The sequence below is a fragment of the Staphylococcus sp. EG-SA-10 genome (assembly GCF_017151945.1).
Taxonomy (GTDB): domain Bacteria; phylum Bacillota; class Bacilli; order Staphylococcales; family Staphylococcaceae; genus Staphylococcus; species Staphylococcus aureus.
In genome coordinates this window covers 1-18,972 of the sequence record NZ_JACVZJ010000004.1, presented here as the reverse complement: position 1 = coordinate 18,972, position 18,972 = coordinate 1, and the positions used below count along the sequence as shown (strand labels likewise).

Here is an 18,972-nt window from a genome sequence, read left to right as displayed (position 1 = left end):
AAATACGTGATTAAAGTATAGATTGGGAGATAAAATAATGACAAATCAGGACAGACCAATGAAATCTATGTCAGAATCAAAATGTTATAAAAATAGACAAGTTTTCCCTCAAGATACGAATCACCATCATACAATGTTTGGTGGTACATTGATGGCTAATATTGATGAAATTGCAGCAATCACAGCTATGAAACATGCTGGTGCGCAAGTAGTTACTGCATCTACAGACTCAGTAGATTTCTTAAAGCCGATTAAAACAGGGGACATATTACAATACGTAGCGATGGTTTCATACGCTGGGACAAGTTCGATGGAAGTGGTCGTTCAAATTAGAATTGACGATGTATTTAATAACAAGCATGATTTAGCTGCATTAAGTTATCTGACATTTGTTGCGTTAGATGATGATGGGAAGCCTAAACATGTACCTGGAGTATATCCAGAAGATGATGTTGAAAAATGGTTTTATGATACAGCACCACAACGTGTTGAACGAAGAAAAGCACGTCGCATTGAAAGTAAACAAACAATTGAATATTTAGCTCAAGTGCAACATATTAGAGACTAAAAATATAAAGGCAGATTGTTAAGGATGAATTGAACTGTTATGTTCGAATATTCCACCTACAATCTGTCTTTTTGATTATGCACATTTATGTTTTTAGTTAAAATTTAACCCTTTTATTATAGACTATTAGTCCTATTAAATGACCTTTATTATTTAAGCAGAGTGCTGTCAGCAATTAATTGTTTTTTATTTTGTAATAGCATTAAAATATGCGGAGACTACTTATCGATAAAGTGCTTCTCCGCATAATTAAGCGTTTTTAAAATTGTATAATTTGTGGTTGTTTGTGCATATGACGCTCATTATCTTTAAAATCCATATTTGGATAGTACATATTTTTAACAAGAACATTTGGTCCTAAACAACTAAATTCGGAACAATGACAATTTAATGATTTAGCAAGATCAGAGGATAACCATTTATCAAATACATCTGTTAATTTATCTTTTTGTATATTCGAAATTGTACCTGTTTCATCTCCGAAATCAGTTACGATTACATTACCTGTAAATACATTGACATTTAAACGACTACGGCCATCCGGGTCATTTCTAGTCGTTACATTGTTAGCAGTTCTTAAACGTGTTAGTAACTTTTGATCTTCATCATCTTTTAAGCATGGAAACACAGGCAAAGTACCAAATAACATCCAAATATCTTCATCTCTGAAATCCAATATATCATGAATTGTCTTTTTCATTTCCGCTAGAGTTAACACATTTAATTGACTTGCAAAGTCAGCTGGATACATAGGGTGAATCTCGTGTCTGCTACATTTCATATCATGAACGACTTCTTGATGTATTTTTCGTAAATGTGGTAGCGTACTTTGATTGAGCATTGTTTCCGCAGATACAAACATTCCTTGTTCTGATAATGTACGTGCATTCGAAATCATTTGTTCATATAATTTTAACTTAGCTTTTAACGGTGGTTGCTTCTTCATTGCGCCAAAGCCAACATTTGCGAATTCATCAGTTGTTCCCCAGTTATGTGAGATATGCATAACATCGATATATTCAGCAATATCTAAATAACGATCTTGAGGCAATGTTAGATTTGAATTCATTTGTGTATATATACCTCGATTATGTGCATACTTTAATAGAGGTTTAACAACATTTCTAATAGACTTTTTAGAAAACATTGGTTCGCCACCTGTAATTGACATCGTTCGCAGATTTGGAATTTCATCAAGTCTACGATAAATTAAGTCCATATCTAAAGGCTCGGGGTCGACAGTTTGTAAAGTATAACCAACTGCACAGTGGCTACAACGCATATTACAAAGATTTGTAGTTGTAAATTCGATGTTACTTAAAGTTAATTGGCCATGTTCTTTAACATCGTTATATGCTTCCCATGGATCATTGTGAATGCTAACAGGTTGCTTCAATTTGACGCTATTCATCGTCTTAAACTTCCTTCTTTCTATTTGGTTCATATCGGTATGATACCACTTCGTATTATCACTCGTAACAAATTATCTCTTAATTTTAGTTAATTGAAAAGGGGATTTTTAAAAGTCAAAATAATTTGAATGTCATAAATATAGCTAAGATTATATCGCTTTAACGCAATTTCTGTTAGGATAATAATGAAAAAGAAAACAAAATAAAAGGAGTTAACTTTTTATGAATGAACAGCAAACAATCGAACAGATAAAAGCGCGTTTAAATAAGTTTATTGAGGATATCGATCATGTAAATCCTGATGAAGTACGTGTTGAAGATATAGATGAATGGATTGGATTGTTAGATCAGCTTGAAGAAAAGGTTAAATTAGTATCTAAGTAAATGCCACATAAGATGTGTTAGAGTTAGATATCGCGACAGTCGCTTAATATTTTTATATCTTGTATGTTTAATCATTGATTTACTTGTCTATAGTATTTGTATCAATGATATATAGAAAGGTGATTTTCAATGACTAAAAAAGTAGCAATTATTCTAGCAAACGAATTTGAAGATATAGAATATTCAAGTCCTAAAGAGGCATTAGAGAATGCTGGCTTTAATACTGTAGTGATTGGAGATACTGCAAATAGTGAAGTTGTTGGTAAACACGGTGAAAAAGTTACTGTCGATGTAGGTATTGTAGAAGCTAAACCAGAAGATTATGATGCATTATTAATTCCTGGAGGATTTTCACCAGATCATTTACGTGGAGATACAGAAGGTCGATATGGAACATTTGCTAAATACTTTACTAAAAATGATGTACCAACATTTGCCATTTGTCATGGGCCACAAATACTAATAGATACAGATGATTTAAAAGGTCGTACGTTAACAGCAGTATTAAATGTACGCAAAGATTTATCAAATGCAGGCGCACATGTAGTTGATGAGTCTGTAGTTGTAGACAACAATATTGTAACAAGTCGAGTACCAGACGATTTAGATGATTTTAATCGAGAAATCGTTAAGCAATTACAATAGAGTATTGCGGTTATCGATTGTTAAAATTTATATATTTTCGCTTGAAATGAAATGTGGATTTTAGTTTTAAAAAATGAATAACAAATAAAAGGTCGTCTCTATTGGCATTTAATAGGGATGGTCTTTTATTTTTATAAAATATAACAATATTTGACATGATTAATATTTAAAATCGCAATGATTTATCTATAATCTTTTCAAAAAACAAAAAAGTAAGTATGATGGCGTATACGATTGTAAGCCCTTGGACTGATTTTCCCAAAAAGTGTAGCCTATTTGTGATAGTACTGGTAAACTCAAGGTATATACTAAGTGAGTTTTAAAAGAAGGAGCAAACGCATGAAAAGAAGCGATAGGTACTCAAACTCAAATGAACATTTTGAGCATATGAAACACGAACCTCACTATAATACGTATTATCAACCAGTTGGCAAACCGCCGAAAAAGAAAAAAAGTAAACGAATACTATTGAAAATATTATTAACCATTCTAATCATTATCGCATTGTTTATTGGTATCATGTATTTTTTATCTACACGCGATAATGTGGATGAACTAAGAAAAATAGAAAATAAAAGTAGTTTTGTGTCAGCTGATAACATGCCAGAGTATGTTAAAGGTGCCTTTATTTCAATGGAAGATGAACGATTCTACAATCATCATGGATTTGATTTGAAAGGTACAACTAGAGCTTTATTTTCAACGATTAGCGACAGAGATGTGCAAGGTGGTAGTACCATTACACAACAAGTTGTCAAAAATTATTTTTATGATAATGATCGTTCATTTACTAGAAAAGTAAAAGAATTATTTGTAGCTCATCGAGTTGAAAAACAATATAATAAGAACGAAATTTTAAGCTTTTATTTAAATAATATTTACTTTGGGGATAATCAATATACGCTTGAGGGCGCAGCAAACCATTACTTTGGAACAACGGTGAATAAAAATAGTACAACAATGTCTCACATTACAGTTTTACAAAGCGCTATTTTAGCTAGTAAAGTCAATGCACCTAGCGTATATAATATCAATAATATGTCTGAGAATTTTACGCAACGTGTAAGCACGAACTTAGAAAAAATGAAGCAACAAAATTATATCAATGAAACACAATATCAACAGGCTATGTCACAATTAAATCGTTAAATACTTGCATTCATGTGTAAGATACTTGGAACAATAATGTAGAAGGTTTAATTGAAATGTCATAATGATAAAGTTGAATTGTTTCTGCTTAATAAATTTTACAGATTTGCTTGTAATCACACTTTCATTTTAAAAGATGATAGTGTGATTTTTTGTTAGCATCGAAAAATATTTAAAGTTAAACATTTGCTATAGGAAGTGGCTTATTGAATAATAAAAGAGTATTGTATTAAAACTTGAGAAAGTAACGGGGTGATCCAGTGCCGAAGATTACTAAAATAGAAGTTCAAAAGAAAAACAAAGAACGTTTTAATCTTTTTTTAGATGAACAATTTGAAATGGGTATAGATATCGATACATTAGTCAAATTTAATTTAAAAAAAGGGCAACAACTTGAAGCTGCTGATATGGCAGAGATTCAAAAGTATGATTATTATCGCATAGGTTTAAATAAAGCAATCCAATATTTATCATATAAAAAGAGAACTGAAAAAGAAGTTATACAATATTTACAAAAAGAAGAGATATCAGAGCAAGCGATTTCTGAAGTGATTGAATATTGTTATCGCGAAAAGTTAATCGACCATCAAGATTATGCGGAAAGTTTAAAAAATACAATGATTCGCACGACAGATAAAGGACCTAAAATTTATCAACAAAAACTATATCAACTTGGTATAGAACCAAATATCATTGAAATGTTTACAGAACTTTATAGAGAACAACAGGAACTTGATGATATTATCCAAATTGCTGAAAAAATATCTAAAACAAAAAAAGGGCCACAAAATAAGGTTAAAGAAAAAGTAATGCAATCTTTAATTCAAAAAGGGTTTGAAATGGAAACCATTCATGCTGTATTGAATGAAATGGATTTTACACAAGATGAAGCGGTTTTAGACGATTTATTACAAAGAGATTTAGAAAAAATTTATAATAAAAATCGAAAGAAGTACACGCAACAGAAATTAATTTCAAAAACTATCGAAGGCCTTATGAGAAAAGGATATAAATATGATAAAATTAAAGCTAAATTAGAAGAAAGTGGTATTGCCGATGGAACAGAAGAAATTGAGTGAAATGTCTGAGCCAGAATTAAGACACGAAATACAACTTTATAAAGAGAAAATGAGAAAAGCTGAGATGAATGGTATTTTAAATGAATATGACGTTTATCAAAGTAAAGTAATTGTTGCCGAAAGTTACTTAGTAGACAGAAAAAAGATAGAAATTGGTAAAATTTATAAACTGACTGATGGCAGTAATCAATATTTTAAAGTAGAAAGATTAAAAGGTATTTTTGCGTGGGGGTTTAGATTTAATAGCGATGAACCCGAAGAAGGCTTACCTATAGCGTTATTACAATTATAGAAGGATGAAAATAGATGGGAAGTTCAATTGTTTTAAAGTTACTAAAAGTAACACACTACTATAGGAATAAACAGAATAAGAAATGGTATTTACCTTTTGGATATGATGCTGAAGATATCGATTTAAACAATATTAGTTTACATATTTATCAAGGAGAAGCATTAGGTATAATTGGTGAACCTGAATCTTCCAAAGCGTTGGTAGGTCAATTGTTGGCAGGTGCAATTAAACCTGATAAAGGTAAAGTAGTTTGTACTGAAGATTTGTTCTACGGATATATTGAAGATCAATCGTTAATTCATCAAACTGTTGAAGCTTACACAGCGCAGTTAGTTCAACTATTTCCATATGAAATTAATGATCATAAAGCTGAACAGATTATTCAATATGCACATTTAGGCGATTATAAAACGAAGCCGGTTAACCATATTTCGAAAGCGGCATACGCTCAATTACTATTAAGTATTGCACGCTCATCAAAATCAAATATTATTATTTTAAATCATGTTATTGACTATTTAACACCACAATTTATGGAACGTGCGATTGAATTAACAAATGATTATATTGAAAATAATTTAACGATTGTGTCAATTGGTGATGATATTGATAAAATTTCACAAGTGAGTAACTATATAGCTTGGTTTTCACATGGTCAATTAAGAATGGAAGGGTCACTTAAACAAGTTATTCCATCTTTTAAAGAACATGAACGTGATCGATTAAGTCTAAAATCAAAAGAAGAAATTGAAAACTTTGATTTAGATTGGAAAAAGAATCGTACAAGAATACCGGAGATGACCTATAATTTTAAACGCGTTGAGCGCTATAATCATGCAAAACCGCCTAAGTTTTTAGTGCGTTTTTGGACTTTAGCCTCAGGTACTATTTTAGGCTTAGCATTGATGATGTTGCTCATTTTTAATAATATAGGAATTATTTCGATAACAGATTTTACGAATCGTGCTACGATGCAAAATGAAAATAAAGATCCATATGGCGAAAAGTTAGCTTATGGAATTGCTTTTAATGGCAGTGTGGATATGCAAGGGGATAAACAAGTCACAATTCCAAAATATAGTGTAGTTACAATTACTGGCGAAAATAGTAAAAATTATCGTGTTACCGCCGATAATAAGACTTACTATGTTAGTAAAGATAAATTAGAATATTTTAACCCGGCAGGTTTATATCAAACGCATAGTTTTAAAAAATTAGCGCCATATATGAAATCAAATTATAGTAATTACTATGCATACTTTAACAGTCAATTACATAAAAAGCATAGTTCAGTTATTAAAACTTTAGTTCCTGATGATGATAACCGTTACGTTGCATCCGTTACACAACAACCGATACAATTACTTTTCAATGATAATAATCAGTTATACGGTTTTGTTTATCCAATTGTAGATAAAAAAGAATTAAAAGATAAGTTTAATATTAACAATAACATTTGGATTACTAAAGTTGGTAATGGATATTGTATTGCCAATTTGAAAGAAGACAAATGGATTTATATTGAATTGTAGGTGTAAAGATGCTAGATAATATTATTTTATATTTTAAAAACTTACCGCATACTAAAAGGTATGTAACAGAACGTTTAAAACAAAGTTGGAAAAGTTTTCTAATCGTATTAGCTGCATGTTTAATACTTATTATTGCAAGTGAAACGCTATTTTCCTTTAGTCATTTGACCGATGTTAAAGAGGTGCGATGGTTATTTAGAATTATTGCATTGATTGTTTTTGCGGTATTGATGTTCACAATTTATATCTCTTATCATCATTATATGAATGACTTTTTAGTTACTAAGTTATTTAATATTTCCGCAGCGACGCCAGTAGTTATTATGTCTATTTTAAGTTTTATTATGCTAGTCATTTTGACGATGATTAGTGCATTGGTTAAACCAGTAAACTTCGAAACATCGTATATAGCGCTATTCTATTTTATTGTGATGGCAACTATTTTTGTAGGATTAATATCAGTTACTTTTGGTCTTATTCGACTGTTAACTGAAAAAATAAATATCATATTTTATGGGATTTGTGTATTGTGTTTCTTATTGTTACCAATTATTTTCATACCAAATCCAAATCATGTATTTATCAATCACATCCTAATGCTAAATCCAATGTATTACATTGTTAATGGTATAGCACAATCTATCATATTTGGTATATCAAGTATGGAAAACATTCCATATCATTTTTACTTTATTTTATTCTTATGTTTAATAGCTGCAGTAAATTTCGTATTAGCAAGGTATACGACACACGCAATTTATAATAAAACATCTAAAGTGACACAAACTGATAATCAACAGGATGTTTCAAATGATAGTACAGACGAGGCGGATACTTCTTCATGATGTTTAGCTAACCTGTTGTGTAAATTAATCTGTGAGAATCAGAAACAATTAGAATATAATCTAGATATTGTTTTCCTATACTGATTTTGATATTTCGAGTCATTAAAGGTAGTTTGTTAGCAACAATATAAATTTTAGGTTTTGTAAAAGCATTTATAGTTTTACATTAAAAAACCGGACAGAGTAAAAATCGTTTTGATTTTCATTCTGCCCGGTTGTTCATTTTTTATAGATTAACTTTAGTGAATAATAACTTGAAATTATTTAGCATACAGTTTACGTTGTAACTTATCTTCTGTAAATACCCAGCCAATATAAGAGTGGTCTATGACATTATCGTTTGTTACATGTGCAATTGCCACAAATGAATAATGATCATTTTTTAAATAACGCAAATCAATCAAACGAATTTCAGTAGAACCATCTGCTAACGTTGTTGTTTGCCAACGATAGATTGATGAAAAGTTTAAAAAAGTACGTATATCTTTATTACCTTTGACTTTCCATAAAATGGAGTCTGTTGATAATGTTTGACGTTCCACTTTATCACTAAACACCACATTCCTACCATATGCTTTTCCAACATAGTCATGTGCATCAGTTTGTATCGCGACACGCCATTCCATAAATTTTATTGTTGGCGCAACAAATACTTTAACAGGGTGATGCTCTTGTTGAATTGCTTTTAAAGCTTGTTGCTTAATTACGGCTCTCATTTTAAAACGAATCATGTAATAAATGATTAGTAAAGCGATTATAGGAAAGAAGACTGCAAATGGATGCAAGCCTATAACCCATAATACAATACCAATACAAAGAACTGTGAAAATAATAGGGTCAAATGTGTTAATCACACTTAATTGAATCCATTTGTTTGTGATAGGTCTAAGTGCTTGTGTACCATAAGAATTGAATATATCTACAAAGACATGTAAAAATACTGCGAGCTGAGCCCACATCCATACATGAAATGGGTTGGTTCCACTAAAGAACGTGAATATTAAAAATGTAATTAAAATTGGCCATAGTATTGTGAAAGGGATGGAATGCGTGATACCTCTATGATGCGAAATATATGTTGCATTGTCCTTTAATTTAAGAACAGTATCCCCATCAGGAATTAATGAACCAACGATAAGGGTTGTAGCTGTTGCACCGAACGTAGAAGCCATTGCTGGATCTTGAGTTGCAAGTGCTGTAAGGCCCACCCCAATTGCGATATGTGTTGCAGTGTCCATATCAGTTCACTCATTTCATAATATTATATATACTATTATAATCCAATTTCGCAAATAACTAAATTAACTTACATACTAACCATGATTTTAATGTACAATAAAAACATTATGAGTAAAGACAATTAATTTTGGTGAGGAAAGGGTTTTATAAATGTATCAGCAGTCTAGTTTTAAAGAAAATTTGATACACTGGTTTGATGAAAATCAAAGAGAAATGCCATGGCGACAAACGACCAATCCGTACTATATTTGGTTAAGTGAAGTCATGTTACAACAGACACAAGTTAAAACAGTTATTGACTATTATCATCGTTTTGTTGAACGATTTCCAACTGTGGAAGTTTTGAGTCAAGCTTCGGAAGATGAAGTGTTAAAGTACTGGGAAGGCTTAGGATATTATAGTAGAGCTCGAAATTTTCATACGGCGATTAAAGAAGTTCATGATAAATATGAAGGCTTAGTTCCCAAAGATCCTGATCAATTTAAAGCGTTAAAAGGTGTTGGCCCATACACTCAAGCTGCAGTAATGAGCATTGCATATAATGTACCACTAGCAACTGTAGACGGAAATGTTTTTCGAGTATGGTCTAGATTGAATGATGACTATCGAGATATTAAATTACAATCGACGAGGAAATCGTACGAACAAGAATTATTACCGTATGTTACTACAGATGCTGGAACGTTTAATCAAGCTATGATGGAATTAGGGGCATTAATTTGTACACCGAAAAATCCATTATGCTTATTTTGTCCAGTTCAAGAAAACTGTGAGGCATTTGATAAAGGTACATTTGAAAAGTTACCTGTTAAATCTAAAAATGTTAGTAAAAAAGTTATTGAACAATCCGTCTTTTTAATTAGAAATAATCAAGGTCAATATCTGTTGCAAAAGCGTAGCGAAAAATTATTGCATGGTATGTGGCAATTTCCTATGTTTGAAAGTGAGCATGCTAGACGTGAAATGACTGAAAAAATCGGTCATGATATTCAACCAGTAGAAACACCTATTTTTGAGTTGAAGCATCAATTTACTCATTTAACATGGAAGATAAAGGTATACGCCGTTTCAGGAACAATTAACATTGAAACATTACCAGATGACATGATTTGGTTTGATTTAAGTGATCGAGATCAATATACATTCCCTGTACCTATGTCAAAGATTTATCAATTTATAAATGGGTAACATTCGATGATTGATAAGATTATCGAAAAATATAGTGACATTAATTTTAAAAATGTATAAATGATATCTTTAAATCTCATAGAATAACAATGTCAAAAAGTTAAAGTGTTGATATATAAAAGTGATGATTTTATATACTTTAAATGGGACATGTAAATCTCTGTTGTAGTACTTAGCAATATTACCGAGTTTAATCATTAAGTAGTAAAATCTTATTTCGTAAAAATATGTATTTATATAATACTATTTCTGAAATATGCTATAATTTATAATGGTTAAATTAACAGAAGGTGGTGTGGAGTATGGTCAGAGAATCCATACCTAAAGAAGGGGAAAACATTAAAATTCAGAGTTATAAACATGATGGTAAGATTCATCGCGTTTGGTCTGAAACAACAATATTAAAGGGTACTGATCATGTTGTCATTGGTGGCAATGATCATACGTTAGTAACTGAAAGTGACGGAAGAACTTGGATAACACGTGAACCGGCAATTGTTTACTTTCACTCAGAATATTGGTTTAATGTTATCTGCATGTTTAGAGAAGATGGAATTTATTACTATTGCAATTTGTCATCACCATTTGTTTGTGATGAAGAGGCATTAAAATATATAGACTATGATTTAGATATTAAAGTATATCCAAACGGAAAGTATCATTTATTAGATGAAGATGAATATGAGCAACATATGAATCAAATGAATTATCCGCATGATATTGATATTATTTTAAGACGCAACGTGGACATTCTTCAACAATGGATAGAACAGAAGAAGGGCCCATTCGCGCCAGATTTTATCAAAGTTTGGAAAGAACGTTACAAAAAAATTAGACAATATTAAGCAAATAAAGTGTAAATACTGATTAAATCATTTATATTGACTTAGTGATGTAAAGAAGTATGATAACTTTTGCTGTCGTGTGGGGACACAGTATCCATAGATTAAATTGAATAGAATATAACATACGAATAAGACAACGTATTTAATCACATGAATATGACAGAGGTTGAGATATCTTAATTTTAAAAATGTAAATTGTAAGAAGGATTTACATCTACAAATTATGTATCCAACCTCTATTCATTTTTATGCTTATGAATAGGATAGGGCAATAGATTAGGGGGGGATTGTATGATTAAACGATATTTGCAATTTGTTAAGCCATACAAATATCGTATTTTTGCAACGATTATTGTTGGGATAATTAAGTTTGGTATACCAATGCTTATACCACTTTTAATTAAATATGCAATAGATGGCGTGATTAATAACCACGCACTAACGACTGATGAAAAAGTTCATCATTTAACTATTGCAATTGGTATCGCATTATTTATTTTTGTAATAGTGAGACCACCAATTGAATTTATACGTCAATATTTGGCGCAATGGACAAGTAATAAAATATTGTATGATATACGTAAAAAGTTATATAACCATTTACAAGCTCTAAGTGCGAGATTTTATGCTAATAATCAAGTAGGTCAAGTAATATCTAGAGTGATTAATGATGTTGAACAAACGAAAGATTTCATTTTAACCGGGTTAATGAATATTTGGTTAGATTGTATAACAATTATTATTGCACTATCCATAATGTTCTTTTTAGATGTGAAATTGACTTTAGCAGCACTGTTTATCTTCCCATTTTACATTTTAACGGTGTACGTTTTCTTTGGAAGATTAAGAAAATTGACGCGTGAAAGATCTCAAGCATTAGCTGAGGTTCAAGGATTCTTGCATGAACGTGTTCAAGGTATTTCAGTCGTTAAAAGTTTTGCGATTGAAGACAATGAAGCGAAAAACTTTGATAAAAAGAACGCTAATTTCTTAACACGTGCGTTGAAACATACAAGATGGAATGCCTATTCCTTTGCCGCAATTAATACAGTTACAGATATTGGACCAATAATTGTCATCGGTGTTGGTGCATATCTTGCTATTTCTGGATCAATCACAGTAGGTACACTTGCAGCATTTGTTGGATACTTGGAGTTATTGTTCGGGCCTTTACGTCGTTTAGTCGCATCATTTACAACTTTAACGCAAAGTTTTGCTTCAATGGACCGTGTATTCCAATTAATTGACGAAGATTATGACATTAAAAATGGTGTTGGTGCTCAACCTATTGAAATTAAACAAGGTCGTATTGATATTGATCATGTTAGTTTTCAATATAACGATAACGAAGCTCCAATTTTAAAAGATATTAATTTGAGTATTGAAAAAGGAGAAACAGTTGCTTTCGTAGGTATGAGTGGTGGTGGTAAATCAACATTAATTAACTTAATACCGAGATTTTACGATGTAACTTCTGGGCAAATTTTAATAGATGGTCACAACATTAAAGATTTTTTAACGGGAAGTTTAAGAAATCAAATAGGATTGGTGCAACAGGATAATATTTTATTCTCTGATACAGTTAAGGAAAATATTTTACTTGGTCGTCCAACAGCAACAGATGAAGAAGTAGTTGAAGCGGCGAAAATGGCTAATGCACATGACTTTATTATGAACTTGCCACAGGGATATGATACTGAAGTAGGTGAACGAGGTGTTAAATTATCAGGTGGTCAAAAACAAAGATTATCGATTGCTAGAATATTTTTAAATAATCCGCCAATTCTTATCCTGGATGAAGCAACAAGTGCACTTGATTTAGAAAGTGAATCCATTATTCAAGAAGCATTAGATGTGTTGAGTAAAGATCGAACGACACTTATCGTAGCGCATCGCTTGTCCACTATTACACATGCTGACAAAATTGTCGTAATTGAAAATGGACATATTGTTGAAACAGGTACGCATCGTGAATTGATTGCAAAACAAGGTGCTTACGAGCATTTATATAGCATTCAAAACTTATAAAGTATTAGTTGTTTGACTTCAGTACAATTTTGTAGGGAAGATTTGTAACAGGATGGTGAGGTCATAACATAGAAAAAGCAGTAAGAGATTTTCTTAAGTGAAAATAATCTTACTGCTTTTTTAAATTTAATTTCGAGATTCAATATTACTTTATCTCATTGTGGTTTAATTACAGGAATTGTTTTAATGTTATAAATCAAAGTCTTCTTCAACAATTTCAATGTCTGCATCAGATCTATGATATGTGAAAAAGCTAATTCTTATGCGGTCTAAATGCTCTAAATGGTGTCGATACTCTTCGATGGCTGCAACAATTTGCATAACATTGGCAAACGAATATTCCGTTTGATAAGGATGATTTATTAACTCATGCTGAAATGTAGACAATAAATCTTTTTTCTGCGGATTATCTAACTCATAATCAACATGTGTCACATTATAACGTGCTTTTTTAGAAAGGCTAGCTAAAATTTGCTCGTGAAAAGCAGTTAATGAATCTAAATCTAATTTGATTTGTAATAGGAAATTGTTATTAAGTAAATATAAGTCGTTTTGATAACGCGACAATTTGTTTAATACTTCATAAGCTTGTCTAGTCGTCTGAACTACTTCTCTGAAAAGTATTTTCTTTCTATTCTGTTGGTGAATATGTTTTTTTGTAATAGGACGTTCTTCGCTATAGTAATCATAAATTTTCTCTAACTTTTCGACACGTTGTTTTAAATTATGACTATCTTGTTTAATATTATTAAACTCCGTCGTATCATTTAATACTAATTTAAACCACATAAAAATATCTGAGGATATATTTAATGAATTATAGTAAATTTTTGTTTCAAATTTAGGTGGTAGAAACACAAAGTTAACTAGAGATGAACTTATGACACCAATCATTACAAGTACAAACCTGTAAAAGGCGGTAATATAGAAAGAACCGGTATGTTGTCCCATAATGATTAATGCTGTTACACTCGCCAAAGTAGCAACATGTGCTAAATTAAATTTAAATAAAATAGCAATAAGTACTATGACGGTAACACCCATAATGATAAAATTATCACTAAAAATTGTTACCATTGTAACAGAAAGTATGGCACCTATAATGTTACCTAATGCTTGATCAGAAACTGTTTTAAATGAACGATAAATACTAGGTTGCATTGCAACAACAGCACTGACACCAGCTAAGGCTTTCAGACCAACATCATCCGGTAGTAAAGAAGCGATAGACATAGCTAAAATAATGGCTATACCAGTTTTAAAAATCCGAGCTCCTAGTCTCAAAAATAATGACGCCCCTTTTAAGTTTATTGAATATCTAATATTCGTATTCATTACTGTTATACACTTACTAGTTACAAAATTCAAGCTTATTTATAGTTGTTAAAATAAATCATACATAATACTGATAACGATGTAAAACTTTAGTCAGAGATTAAAAGAGTATAAATTTGTAAAATAAAAACTCACATAGTGACATATCAAGTTAAACGTTAATAGTTAACGATATAAAATGAATCTACTATGTGAGCATCTGTTTTATTTTAATTCAATTTAAAATATACTTCCTTAAAAGTTATTTCATTTGACTAAAAGCATAGTCTGCAGCTTTTAAAGTTTGTTTAATATCTTCTTCTGTATGTTCAGTTGTTAAGAACCAAGCTTCAAACTTAGAAGGTGCTAAATTGATACCTTGATTTAACATTAATTTGAAAAATTTACCGAACGCTTCGCCGTCAGAATGTTCAACTTGATCATAATGTGTGACTTTTTCATCTGTAAAGTACAATGTTAAAGATCCGTAAATACGATTAATTGTAGCTGTGATATTATGTTTTTCGATTAATTTAAGTAAACCTTCTTCTAGTTGTTGGCCTAAGCTGTCTAATTTTTCATAAACACCGTCTTGTTCTAGTACTTCAAGTAATGCAATACCTGCTTTCATAGATAATGGGTTACCAGCCATTGTACCAGCTTGATATGCAGGTCCTAGAGGTGCTACTTGTTCCATAATATCTTGACGTCCACCATAGCCTCCAATTGGTAAACCACCGCCAACAATTTTACCAAATGCAGTTAAATCAGGGATAACACCTAATAAGTCTTGAGCGGCACCGTAATGGAAACGGAATGCAGTAATTACTTCATCATAAATCACTAGTGTCCCGTTGTTATGTGAAATTTCATTAACCTCTTCTAAAAATCCAGGTTGAGGCATTACCATTCCAAAGTTACCAACAATTGGTTCTACTAATACTGCGGCAATTTCATCACCCCAAAATTCAATTGCTTCTTTATATGCGTTAATATCATTGAAAGGAACAGTAATGACTTCACGTGCTACGCTTTCTGGAACACCAGCTGAATCTGGAGAACCGAGCTGAGATGGGCCGCTACCTGCTGCAACCAATACTAAATCAGAATGGCCATGATAAGATCCAGCAAATTTTATAATTTTATTTCTTTTAGTATATGCACGTGCAACACGAATTGTTGTCATGACTGCTTCTGTTCCAGAATTTACAAAGCGAATTTTCTCAAGAGATGGAATTGCATCACGTAATTTTTTGCTGAATTCAATTTCTAGTTCAGTCGGCGTACCAAATAAAACACCTTTAGCAGCTTGTTCTTGAATTGCTTTAGTAATATGAGGATGTGCATGCCCCGTAATAATTGGACCGTATGCTTGAAGGTAATCAATAAATTTATTGCCATCGACATCATATAAATATGCACCGTGTCCTTCTTTCATAACAACAGGTGCACCGCCTCCTACAGCTTTATAAGAACGAGAAGGGGAATTGACACCGCCTAGAATATATTCGTTTGAAAGTTGTTGTAGACGTTCACTTTCACTAAAATTCATTTATATCAACCTCTTTTAATTTAATATTTTCATCTAATATCGTATCATAAAATTATTATAATGAAGAAAAAGGTGATTATATGTTGCAAAAAGGAGAACAATTTCCAATATTTAAATTAGAAAATCAGGACGGAACTGTCATTACAAATGATACATTAAAAGGTAAAAAGGCGATTATATATTTTTATCCTAGAGATAATACACCTACTTGTACCACAGAAGCTTGTCACTTTAGAGACAATTTAGAAATGTTCAATGATTTAGATGTTGCAGTATATGGTATAAGTGGTGATTCAAAGAAAAAACACCAAAATTTTATTGAGAAACACGGATTGAATTTCGATTTATTAGTAGATGAAGATTTTAAATTAGCTAAAGAAACTGGCGTATATCAGTTAAAAAAATCATTTGGCAAAGAAAGTATGGGCATTGTAAGAACGACTTTTATAATAGATGAACAGGGTAAAGTATTAGATGTTATCGAGAAGGTTAAAGTTAAAACACAAATAGAAGAACTTAAAAACATTTTGGGGTGACATATATGAAAGTTGTTGGGTTGAATCGTATGCGTGAAGTTGAAACTGAATTACAACAACGCTTTTCAGATTTAGATTTTAAATTTTATAAAAAAGCATCAGAAATACCTGAGAGTGACTTGGCTAATTTAGATATATTAGTTGGTTATGATGGCGGTATAAATGAGGCATTTTTACGACGTTGTCCAAATTTAAAATGGATCGCATGGTTTGCAACGGGTGTAAATACATTACCGTTAGATTATATTGCAGATCACGGCATACTTTTAACTAATGGAAAAGGTGTTCAAGCTAAACAATTATCTGAATACATTTTAGCTTTCATTTTAGATGATTATAAAAAGATGAAACTATCATATGATAACCAACGACAACATATATATGATTCGAAAATAACTGGTAAACGCCTATCAGGACAAACAGTTTTATTTTTAGGTACAGGTGCAATTGCTACTAGAACTGCGAAGTTAGCAAAGGCTTTTAATATGAATTTAATTGGTCTGAGTAAGTCAGGTCAGAACAAAGATGAATTTGATGAGGTATATACTATCGAATCACTTGAAAGCACATTACCAAATGCTGACATTGTTATAAATGCTTTACCAGAAACGCAAGAAACGATTCATTTACTAAAGAAAAAACATTTTGAATTAATGAAAGATGAAGCACTTTTTATAAATATAGGACGAGGTAGCATAGTTAAAGAAGCGCTCTTAATAGAAGTATTAAAAAGTAGAGTTATTCGACATGCATATTTAGATGTGTTTGAAAATGAACCTTTGAAACCTAATCATGAATTATATGAATTGGATAATGTAACTATAACAGCGCATATAACTGGTAATGATTATGAAGCAAAGTATGACTTATTAGATATTTTTAAAAACAATCTAGTTAATTTTCTCAATAAGAATAGTCTAATTGAGAATGAAGTTGATGCTAAAAAAGGCTATTAAATGAAATCGTCATGTAAATATTGACACGCGCGCAATACTACAGTTATATTTATAGTAAGTAATAATTATTATTATATAAGAAAGATGGTGATATAGATGAGTGTTGAAATAGAATCAATTGAACATGAACTAGAAGAATCAATTGCATCATTGCGACAAGCAGGCGTAAGAATTACACCTCAAAGACAAGCAATATTACGTTATTTAATTTCTTCACATACTCATCCAACAGCTGATGAAATTTATCAAGCACTTTCACCTGATTTTCCAAATATAAGTGTTGCGACAATATATAATAACTTAAGAGTGTTTAAAGATATTGGAATTGTAAAAGAATTAACATATGGAGACTCATCAAGTCGATTCGACTTTAATACACATAATCATTATCATATTATATGTGAACAATGTGGTAAGATTGTTGATTTTCAATACCCACAGTTAAATGAAATTGAAAGATTAGCTCAGCATATGACTGACTTTGACGTAACACATCATCGAATGGAAATTTATGGAGTTTGTAAAGAATGCCAAGATAAATAATTTAACTTTGGTAGTATGACAAATTAAAAAGGCGTTAGCTTACTTCATATAAGTAAGCGTAATATTTAAGAAGTTAAACGACATGAAAGTTGTTTAACTTCTTTTTTATGCTTATTCTGAAAAATATTTAAATAGAAGAAAAGAACATTCTAATCAACGGTGGTATTAACTAATAACTAGTATCCTTTATAAATAAACATAAAAATATTCAAACGAAGGTTTACTAAATAACTATCCATAAAGTGAGGATAAGTTTGTTTGTAAAACTGAAGTAAAAAGCGTAAGGAATTACACTTTAGATACATATAGTACTTACGAATAGAAAATAATCCCTTCAACAGTAATTTTTAAACAAAAATAAGTGTTGTTTTATGTTGACTCTACTAAAATAACTTGATATTATATAAAAGTCGTCAAACGGCACTAATATTTAAAAAACAAATGTTTTAAGTTGTTGATTTAAAATATTAATAAAGTGTAAATTTGACTATTGAAATTCGAACAAATACATAATAAAATAATATTTGTTGAATTAATTGAGTTAGGAAATTTATTTTTTAGAAATAAAATAATTAAAAATAATTCTTGACTTACAAAAACTTACGAGTTATAATTAAATCTTGTAAGTGACAAACGAACATTGAAAACTGAATGACAATATGTCAACGTTAATTCCAAAAACGTAACTATTAGTTACAAACATTATTTAGTATTTATGAGCTAATCAAACATCATAATTTTTATGGAGAGTTTGATCCTGGCTCAGGATGAACGCTGGCGGCGTGCCTAATACATGCAAGTCGAGCGAACGGACGAGAAGCTTGCTTCTCTGATGTTAGCGGCGGACGGGTGAGTAACACGTGGA

Annotated in this window: 18 protein-coding genes and 1 rRNA gene; 15 read left to right on the top strand and 4 right to left on the bottom strand. The window is 31.0% G+C overall.

The features are described 5' to 3' along the window. The first annotated feature begins 37 nt into the window (after positions 1-37). Positions 38-568, top strand: a complete 531-nt coding sequence (locus IDG45_RS04660) for an acyl-CoA thioesterase (protein WP_000184381.1) — start codon at positions 38-40, stop codon at positions 566-568. A 259-nt stretch (positions 569-827) separates the two neighbouring features. Here the strand turns inward: IDG45_RS04660 and yfkAB are convergent, their stop codons facing one another. Beyond that, a complete protein-coding gene (gene yfkAB / locus IDG45_RS04655) occupies positions 828-1,979 on the bottom strand; it encodes a radical SAM/CxCxxxxC motif protein YfkAB (protein ID WP_001089604.1) in 1,152 nt (383 codons plus the stop codon). 223 nt (positions 1,980-2,202) lie between these two features. Between yfkAB and IDG45_RS04650 the strand changes: the two genes are divergently transcribed. The 7 genes from IDG45_RS04650 (at position 2,203) to IDG45_RS04620 (ending at position 7,906) form a co-directional block, all read left to right on the top strand. Next, on the top strand, positions 2,203-2,364 hold the full coding sequence (locus IDG45_RS04650) for an SE1561 family protein (RefSeq protein ID WP_001005407.1): 162 nt from the start codon (positions 2,203-2,205) through the stop codon (positions 2,362-2,364). Positions 2,365-2,493: 129 nt separating this feature from the next. After that, positions 2,494-3,009, top strand: a complete 516-nt coding sequence (locus tag IDG45_RS04645) for a type 1 glutamine amidotransferase domain-containing protein (protein WP_000163287.1) — start codon at positions 2,494-2,496, stop codon at positions 3,007-3,009. Between the two features lie 339 nt (positions 3,010-3,348). Then, entirely contained in the window at positions 3,349-4,158 is an 810-nt protein-coding gene (gene sgtB, locus IDG45_RS04640; RefSeq protein WP_000830380.1) for a monofunctional peptidoglycan glycosyltransferase SgtB, read from the top strand. A gap of 260 nt (positions 4,159-4,418) precedes the next feature. Further along, a complete protein-coding gene (gene recX, locus IDG45_RS04635) occupies positions 4,419-5,237 on the top strand; it encodes a recombination regulator RecX (protein ID WP_001124428.1) in 819 nt (272 codons plus the stop codon). Then, entirely contained in the window at positions 5,215-5,529 is a 315-nt protein-coding gene (locus IDG45_RS04630) for a YfhH family protein (RefSeq protein WP_000435806.1), read from the top strand. Before recX ends, IDG45_RS04630 begins: the two co-directional genes overlap by 23 nt. A 14-nt stretch (positions 5,530-5,543) precedes the next feature. Beyond that, positions 5,544-7,061 carry an ABC transporter ATP-binding protein gene (locus tag IDG45_RS04625; protein ID WP_042908027.1) on the top strand — a complete coding sequence of 506 codons (1,518 nt, stop codon included), beginning with the start codon at positions 5,544-5,546 and terminating at the stop codon, positions 7,059-7,061. An 8-nt stretch (positions 7,062-7,069) separates the two neighbouring features. Next, on the top strand, positions 7,070-7,906 hold the full coding sequence (locus tag IDG45_RS04620) for a membrane protein (protein WP_000886457.1): 837 nt from the start codon (positions 7,070-7,072) through the stop codon (positions 7,904-7,906). A gap of 260 nt (positions 7,907-8,166) precedes the next feature. Here IDG45_RS04620 and IDG45_RS04615 read toward each other — a convergent pair whose 3' ends face one another. After that, positions 8,167-9,144 carry a metal-dependent hydrolase gene (locus IDG45_RS04615; protein ID WP_000379098.1) on the bottom strand — a complete coding sequence of 326 codons (978 nt, stop codon included), beginning with the start codon at positions 9,142-9,144 and terminating at the stop codon, positions 8,167-8,169. 151 nt (positions 9,145-9,295) lie between these two features. Here IDG45_RS04615 and mutY point away from each other — a divergent pair, with 151 nt between their 5' ends. The 3 genes from mutY to IDG45_RS04600 all read left to right on the top strand — a co-directional run bounded on the left by mutY (position 9,296) and on the right by IDG45_RS04600 (position 13,206). Then, on the top strand, positions 9,296-10,333 hold the full coding sequence (mutY, locus tag IDG45_RS04610; RefSeq protein WP_000284743.1) for an A/G-specific adenine glycosylase: 1,038 nt from the start codon (positions 9,296-9,298) through the stop codon (positions 10,331-10,333). Between the two features lie 302 nt (positions 10,334-10,635). Continuing rightward, the gene (ntdP, locus tag IDG45_RS04605) at positions 10,636-11,178 is read left to right on the top strand and encodes a nucleoside tri-diphosphate phosphatase (RefSeq protein ID WP_000251253.1); all 543 of its coding nucleotides are present in this window, start codon (positions 10,636-10,638) and stop codon (positions 11,176-11,178) included. Positions 11,179-11,469: 291 nt separating this feature from the next. Then, positions 11,470-13,206, top strand: coding sequence for an SAV1866 family putative multidrug efflux ABC transporter (locus tag IDG45_RS04600; RefSeq protein ID WP_000597233.1), 1,737 nt, complete (start codon positions 11,470-11,472; stop codon positions 13,204-13,206). A 189-nt stretch (positions 13,207-13,395) separates the two neighbouring features. Here the strand turns inward: IDG45_RS04600 and IDG45_RS04595 are convergent, their stop codons facing one another. Next, complete coding sequence (locus IDG45_RS04595) at positions 13,396-14,490, bottom strand: FUSC family protein (protein ID WP_001236371.1); 1,095 nt, start codon at positions 14,488-14,490, stop codon at positions 13,396-13,398. A gap of 292 nt (positions 14,491-14,782) precedes the next feature. Beyond that, positions 14,783-16,072, bottom strand: a complete 1,290-nt coding sequence (locus IDG45_RS04590; RefSeq protein WP_001011598.1) for a glutamate-1-semialdehyde 2,1-aminomutase — start codon at positions 16,070-16,072, stop codon at positions 14,783-14,785. Positions 16,073-16,152: 80 nt separating this feature from the next. Here IDG45_RS04590 and bcp point away from each other — a divergent pair, with 80 nt between their 5' ends. The 4 genes from bcp to IDG45_RS04570 all read left to right on the top strand — a co-directional run. After that, complete coding sequence (gene bcp / locus IDG45_RS04585) at positions 16,153-16,608, top strand: thioredoxin-dependent thiol peroxidase (protein WP_000939527.1); 456 nt, start codon at positions 16,153-16,155, stop codon at positions 16,606-16,608. A gap of 5 nt (positions 16,609-16,613) precedes the next feature. After that, positions 16,614-17,564, top strand: a complete 951-nt coding sequence (locus IDG45_RS04580) for a phosphoglycerate dehydrogenase (RefSeq protein WP_000869457.1) — start codon at positions 16,614-16,616, stop codon at positions 17,562-17,564. Positions 17,565-17,660: 96 nt separating this feature from the next. Further along, positions 17,661-18,107: a peroxide-responsive transcriptional repressor PerR gene (gene perR / locus IDG45_RS04575; RefSeq protein WP_000110011.1), complete on the top strand. Its 447-nt coding sequence runs from the start codon at positions 17,661-17,663 to the stop codon at positions 18,105-18,107. A 739-nt stretch (positions 18,108-18,846) separates the two neighbouring features. Further along, positions 18,847-18,972: ribosomal RNA gene (locus IDG45_RS04570) — 16S ribosomal RNA — on the top strand; the annotation flags it as partial.

Excerpts from the sequence above, each read along its gene's own strand:
- IDG45_RS04660 (WP_000184381.1), top strand. The coding sequence starts at position 38 with ATGACAAATCAGGACAGACCAATGAAATCTATGTCAGAATCAAAATGT.
- yfkAB (WP_001089604.1), bottom strand. The coding sequence starts at position 1,979 with ATGAATAGCGTCAAATTGAAGCAACCTGTTAGCATTCACAATGATCCA.
- IDG45_RS04650 (WP_001005407.1), top strand. The coding sequence starts at position 2,203 with ATGAATGAACAGCAAACAATCGAACAGATAAAAGCGCGTTTAAATAAG.
- IDG45_RS04645 (WP_000163287.1), top strand. The coding sequence starts at position 2,494 with ATGACTAAAAAAGTAGCAATTATTCTAGCAAACGAATTTGAAGATATA.
- sgtB (WP_000830380.1), top strand. The coding sequence starts at position 3,349 with ATGAAAAGAAGCGATAGGTACTCAAACTCAAATGAACATTTTGAGCAT.
- IDG45_RS04630 (WP_000435806.1), top strand. The coding sequence starts at position 5,215 with ATGGAACAGAAGAAATTGAGTGAAATGTCTGAGCCAGAATTAAGACAC.
- IDG45_RS04625 (WP_042908027.1), top strand. The coding sequence starts at position 5,544 with ATGGGAAGTTCAATTGTTTTAAAGTTACTAAAAGTAACACACTACTAT.
- IDG45_RS04620 (WP_000886457.1), top strand. The coding sequence starts at position 7,070 with ATGCTAGATAATATTATTTTATATTTTAAAAACTTACCGCATACTAAA.
- IDG45_RS04615 (WP_000379098.1), bottom strand. The coding sequence starts at position 9,144 with ATGGACACTGCAACACATATCGCAATTGGGGTGGGCCTTACAGCACTT.
- mutY (WP_000284743.1), top strand. The coding sequence starts at position 9,296 with ATGTATCAGCAGTCTAGTTTTAAAGAAAATTTGATACACTGGTTTGAT.
- ntdP (WP_000251253.1), top strand. The coding sequence starts at position 10,636 with ATGGTCAGAGAATCCATACCTAAAGAAGGGGAAAACATTAAAATTCAG.
- IDG45_RS04600 (WP_000597233.1), top strand. The coding sequence starts at position 11,470 with ATGATTAAACGATATTTGCAATTTGTTAAGCCATACAAATATCGTATT.
- IDG45_RS04590 (WP_001011598.1), bottom strand. The coding sequence starts at position 16,072 with ATGAATTTTAGTGAAAGTGAACGTCTACAACAACTTTCAAACGAATAT.
- bcp (WP_000939527.1), top strand. The coding sequence starts at position 16,153 with ATGTTGCAAAAAGGAGAACAATTTCCAATATTTAAATTAGAAAATCAG.
- IDG45_RS04580 (WP_000869457.1), top strand. The coding sequence starts at position 16,614 with ATGAAAGTTGTTGGGTTGAATCGTATGCGTGAAGTTGAAACTGAATTA.
- perR (WP_000110011.1), top strand. The coding sequence starts at position 17,661 with ATGAGTGTTGAAATAGAATCAATTGAACATGAACTAGAAGAATCAATT.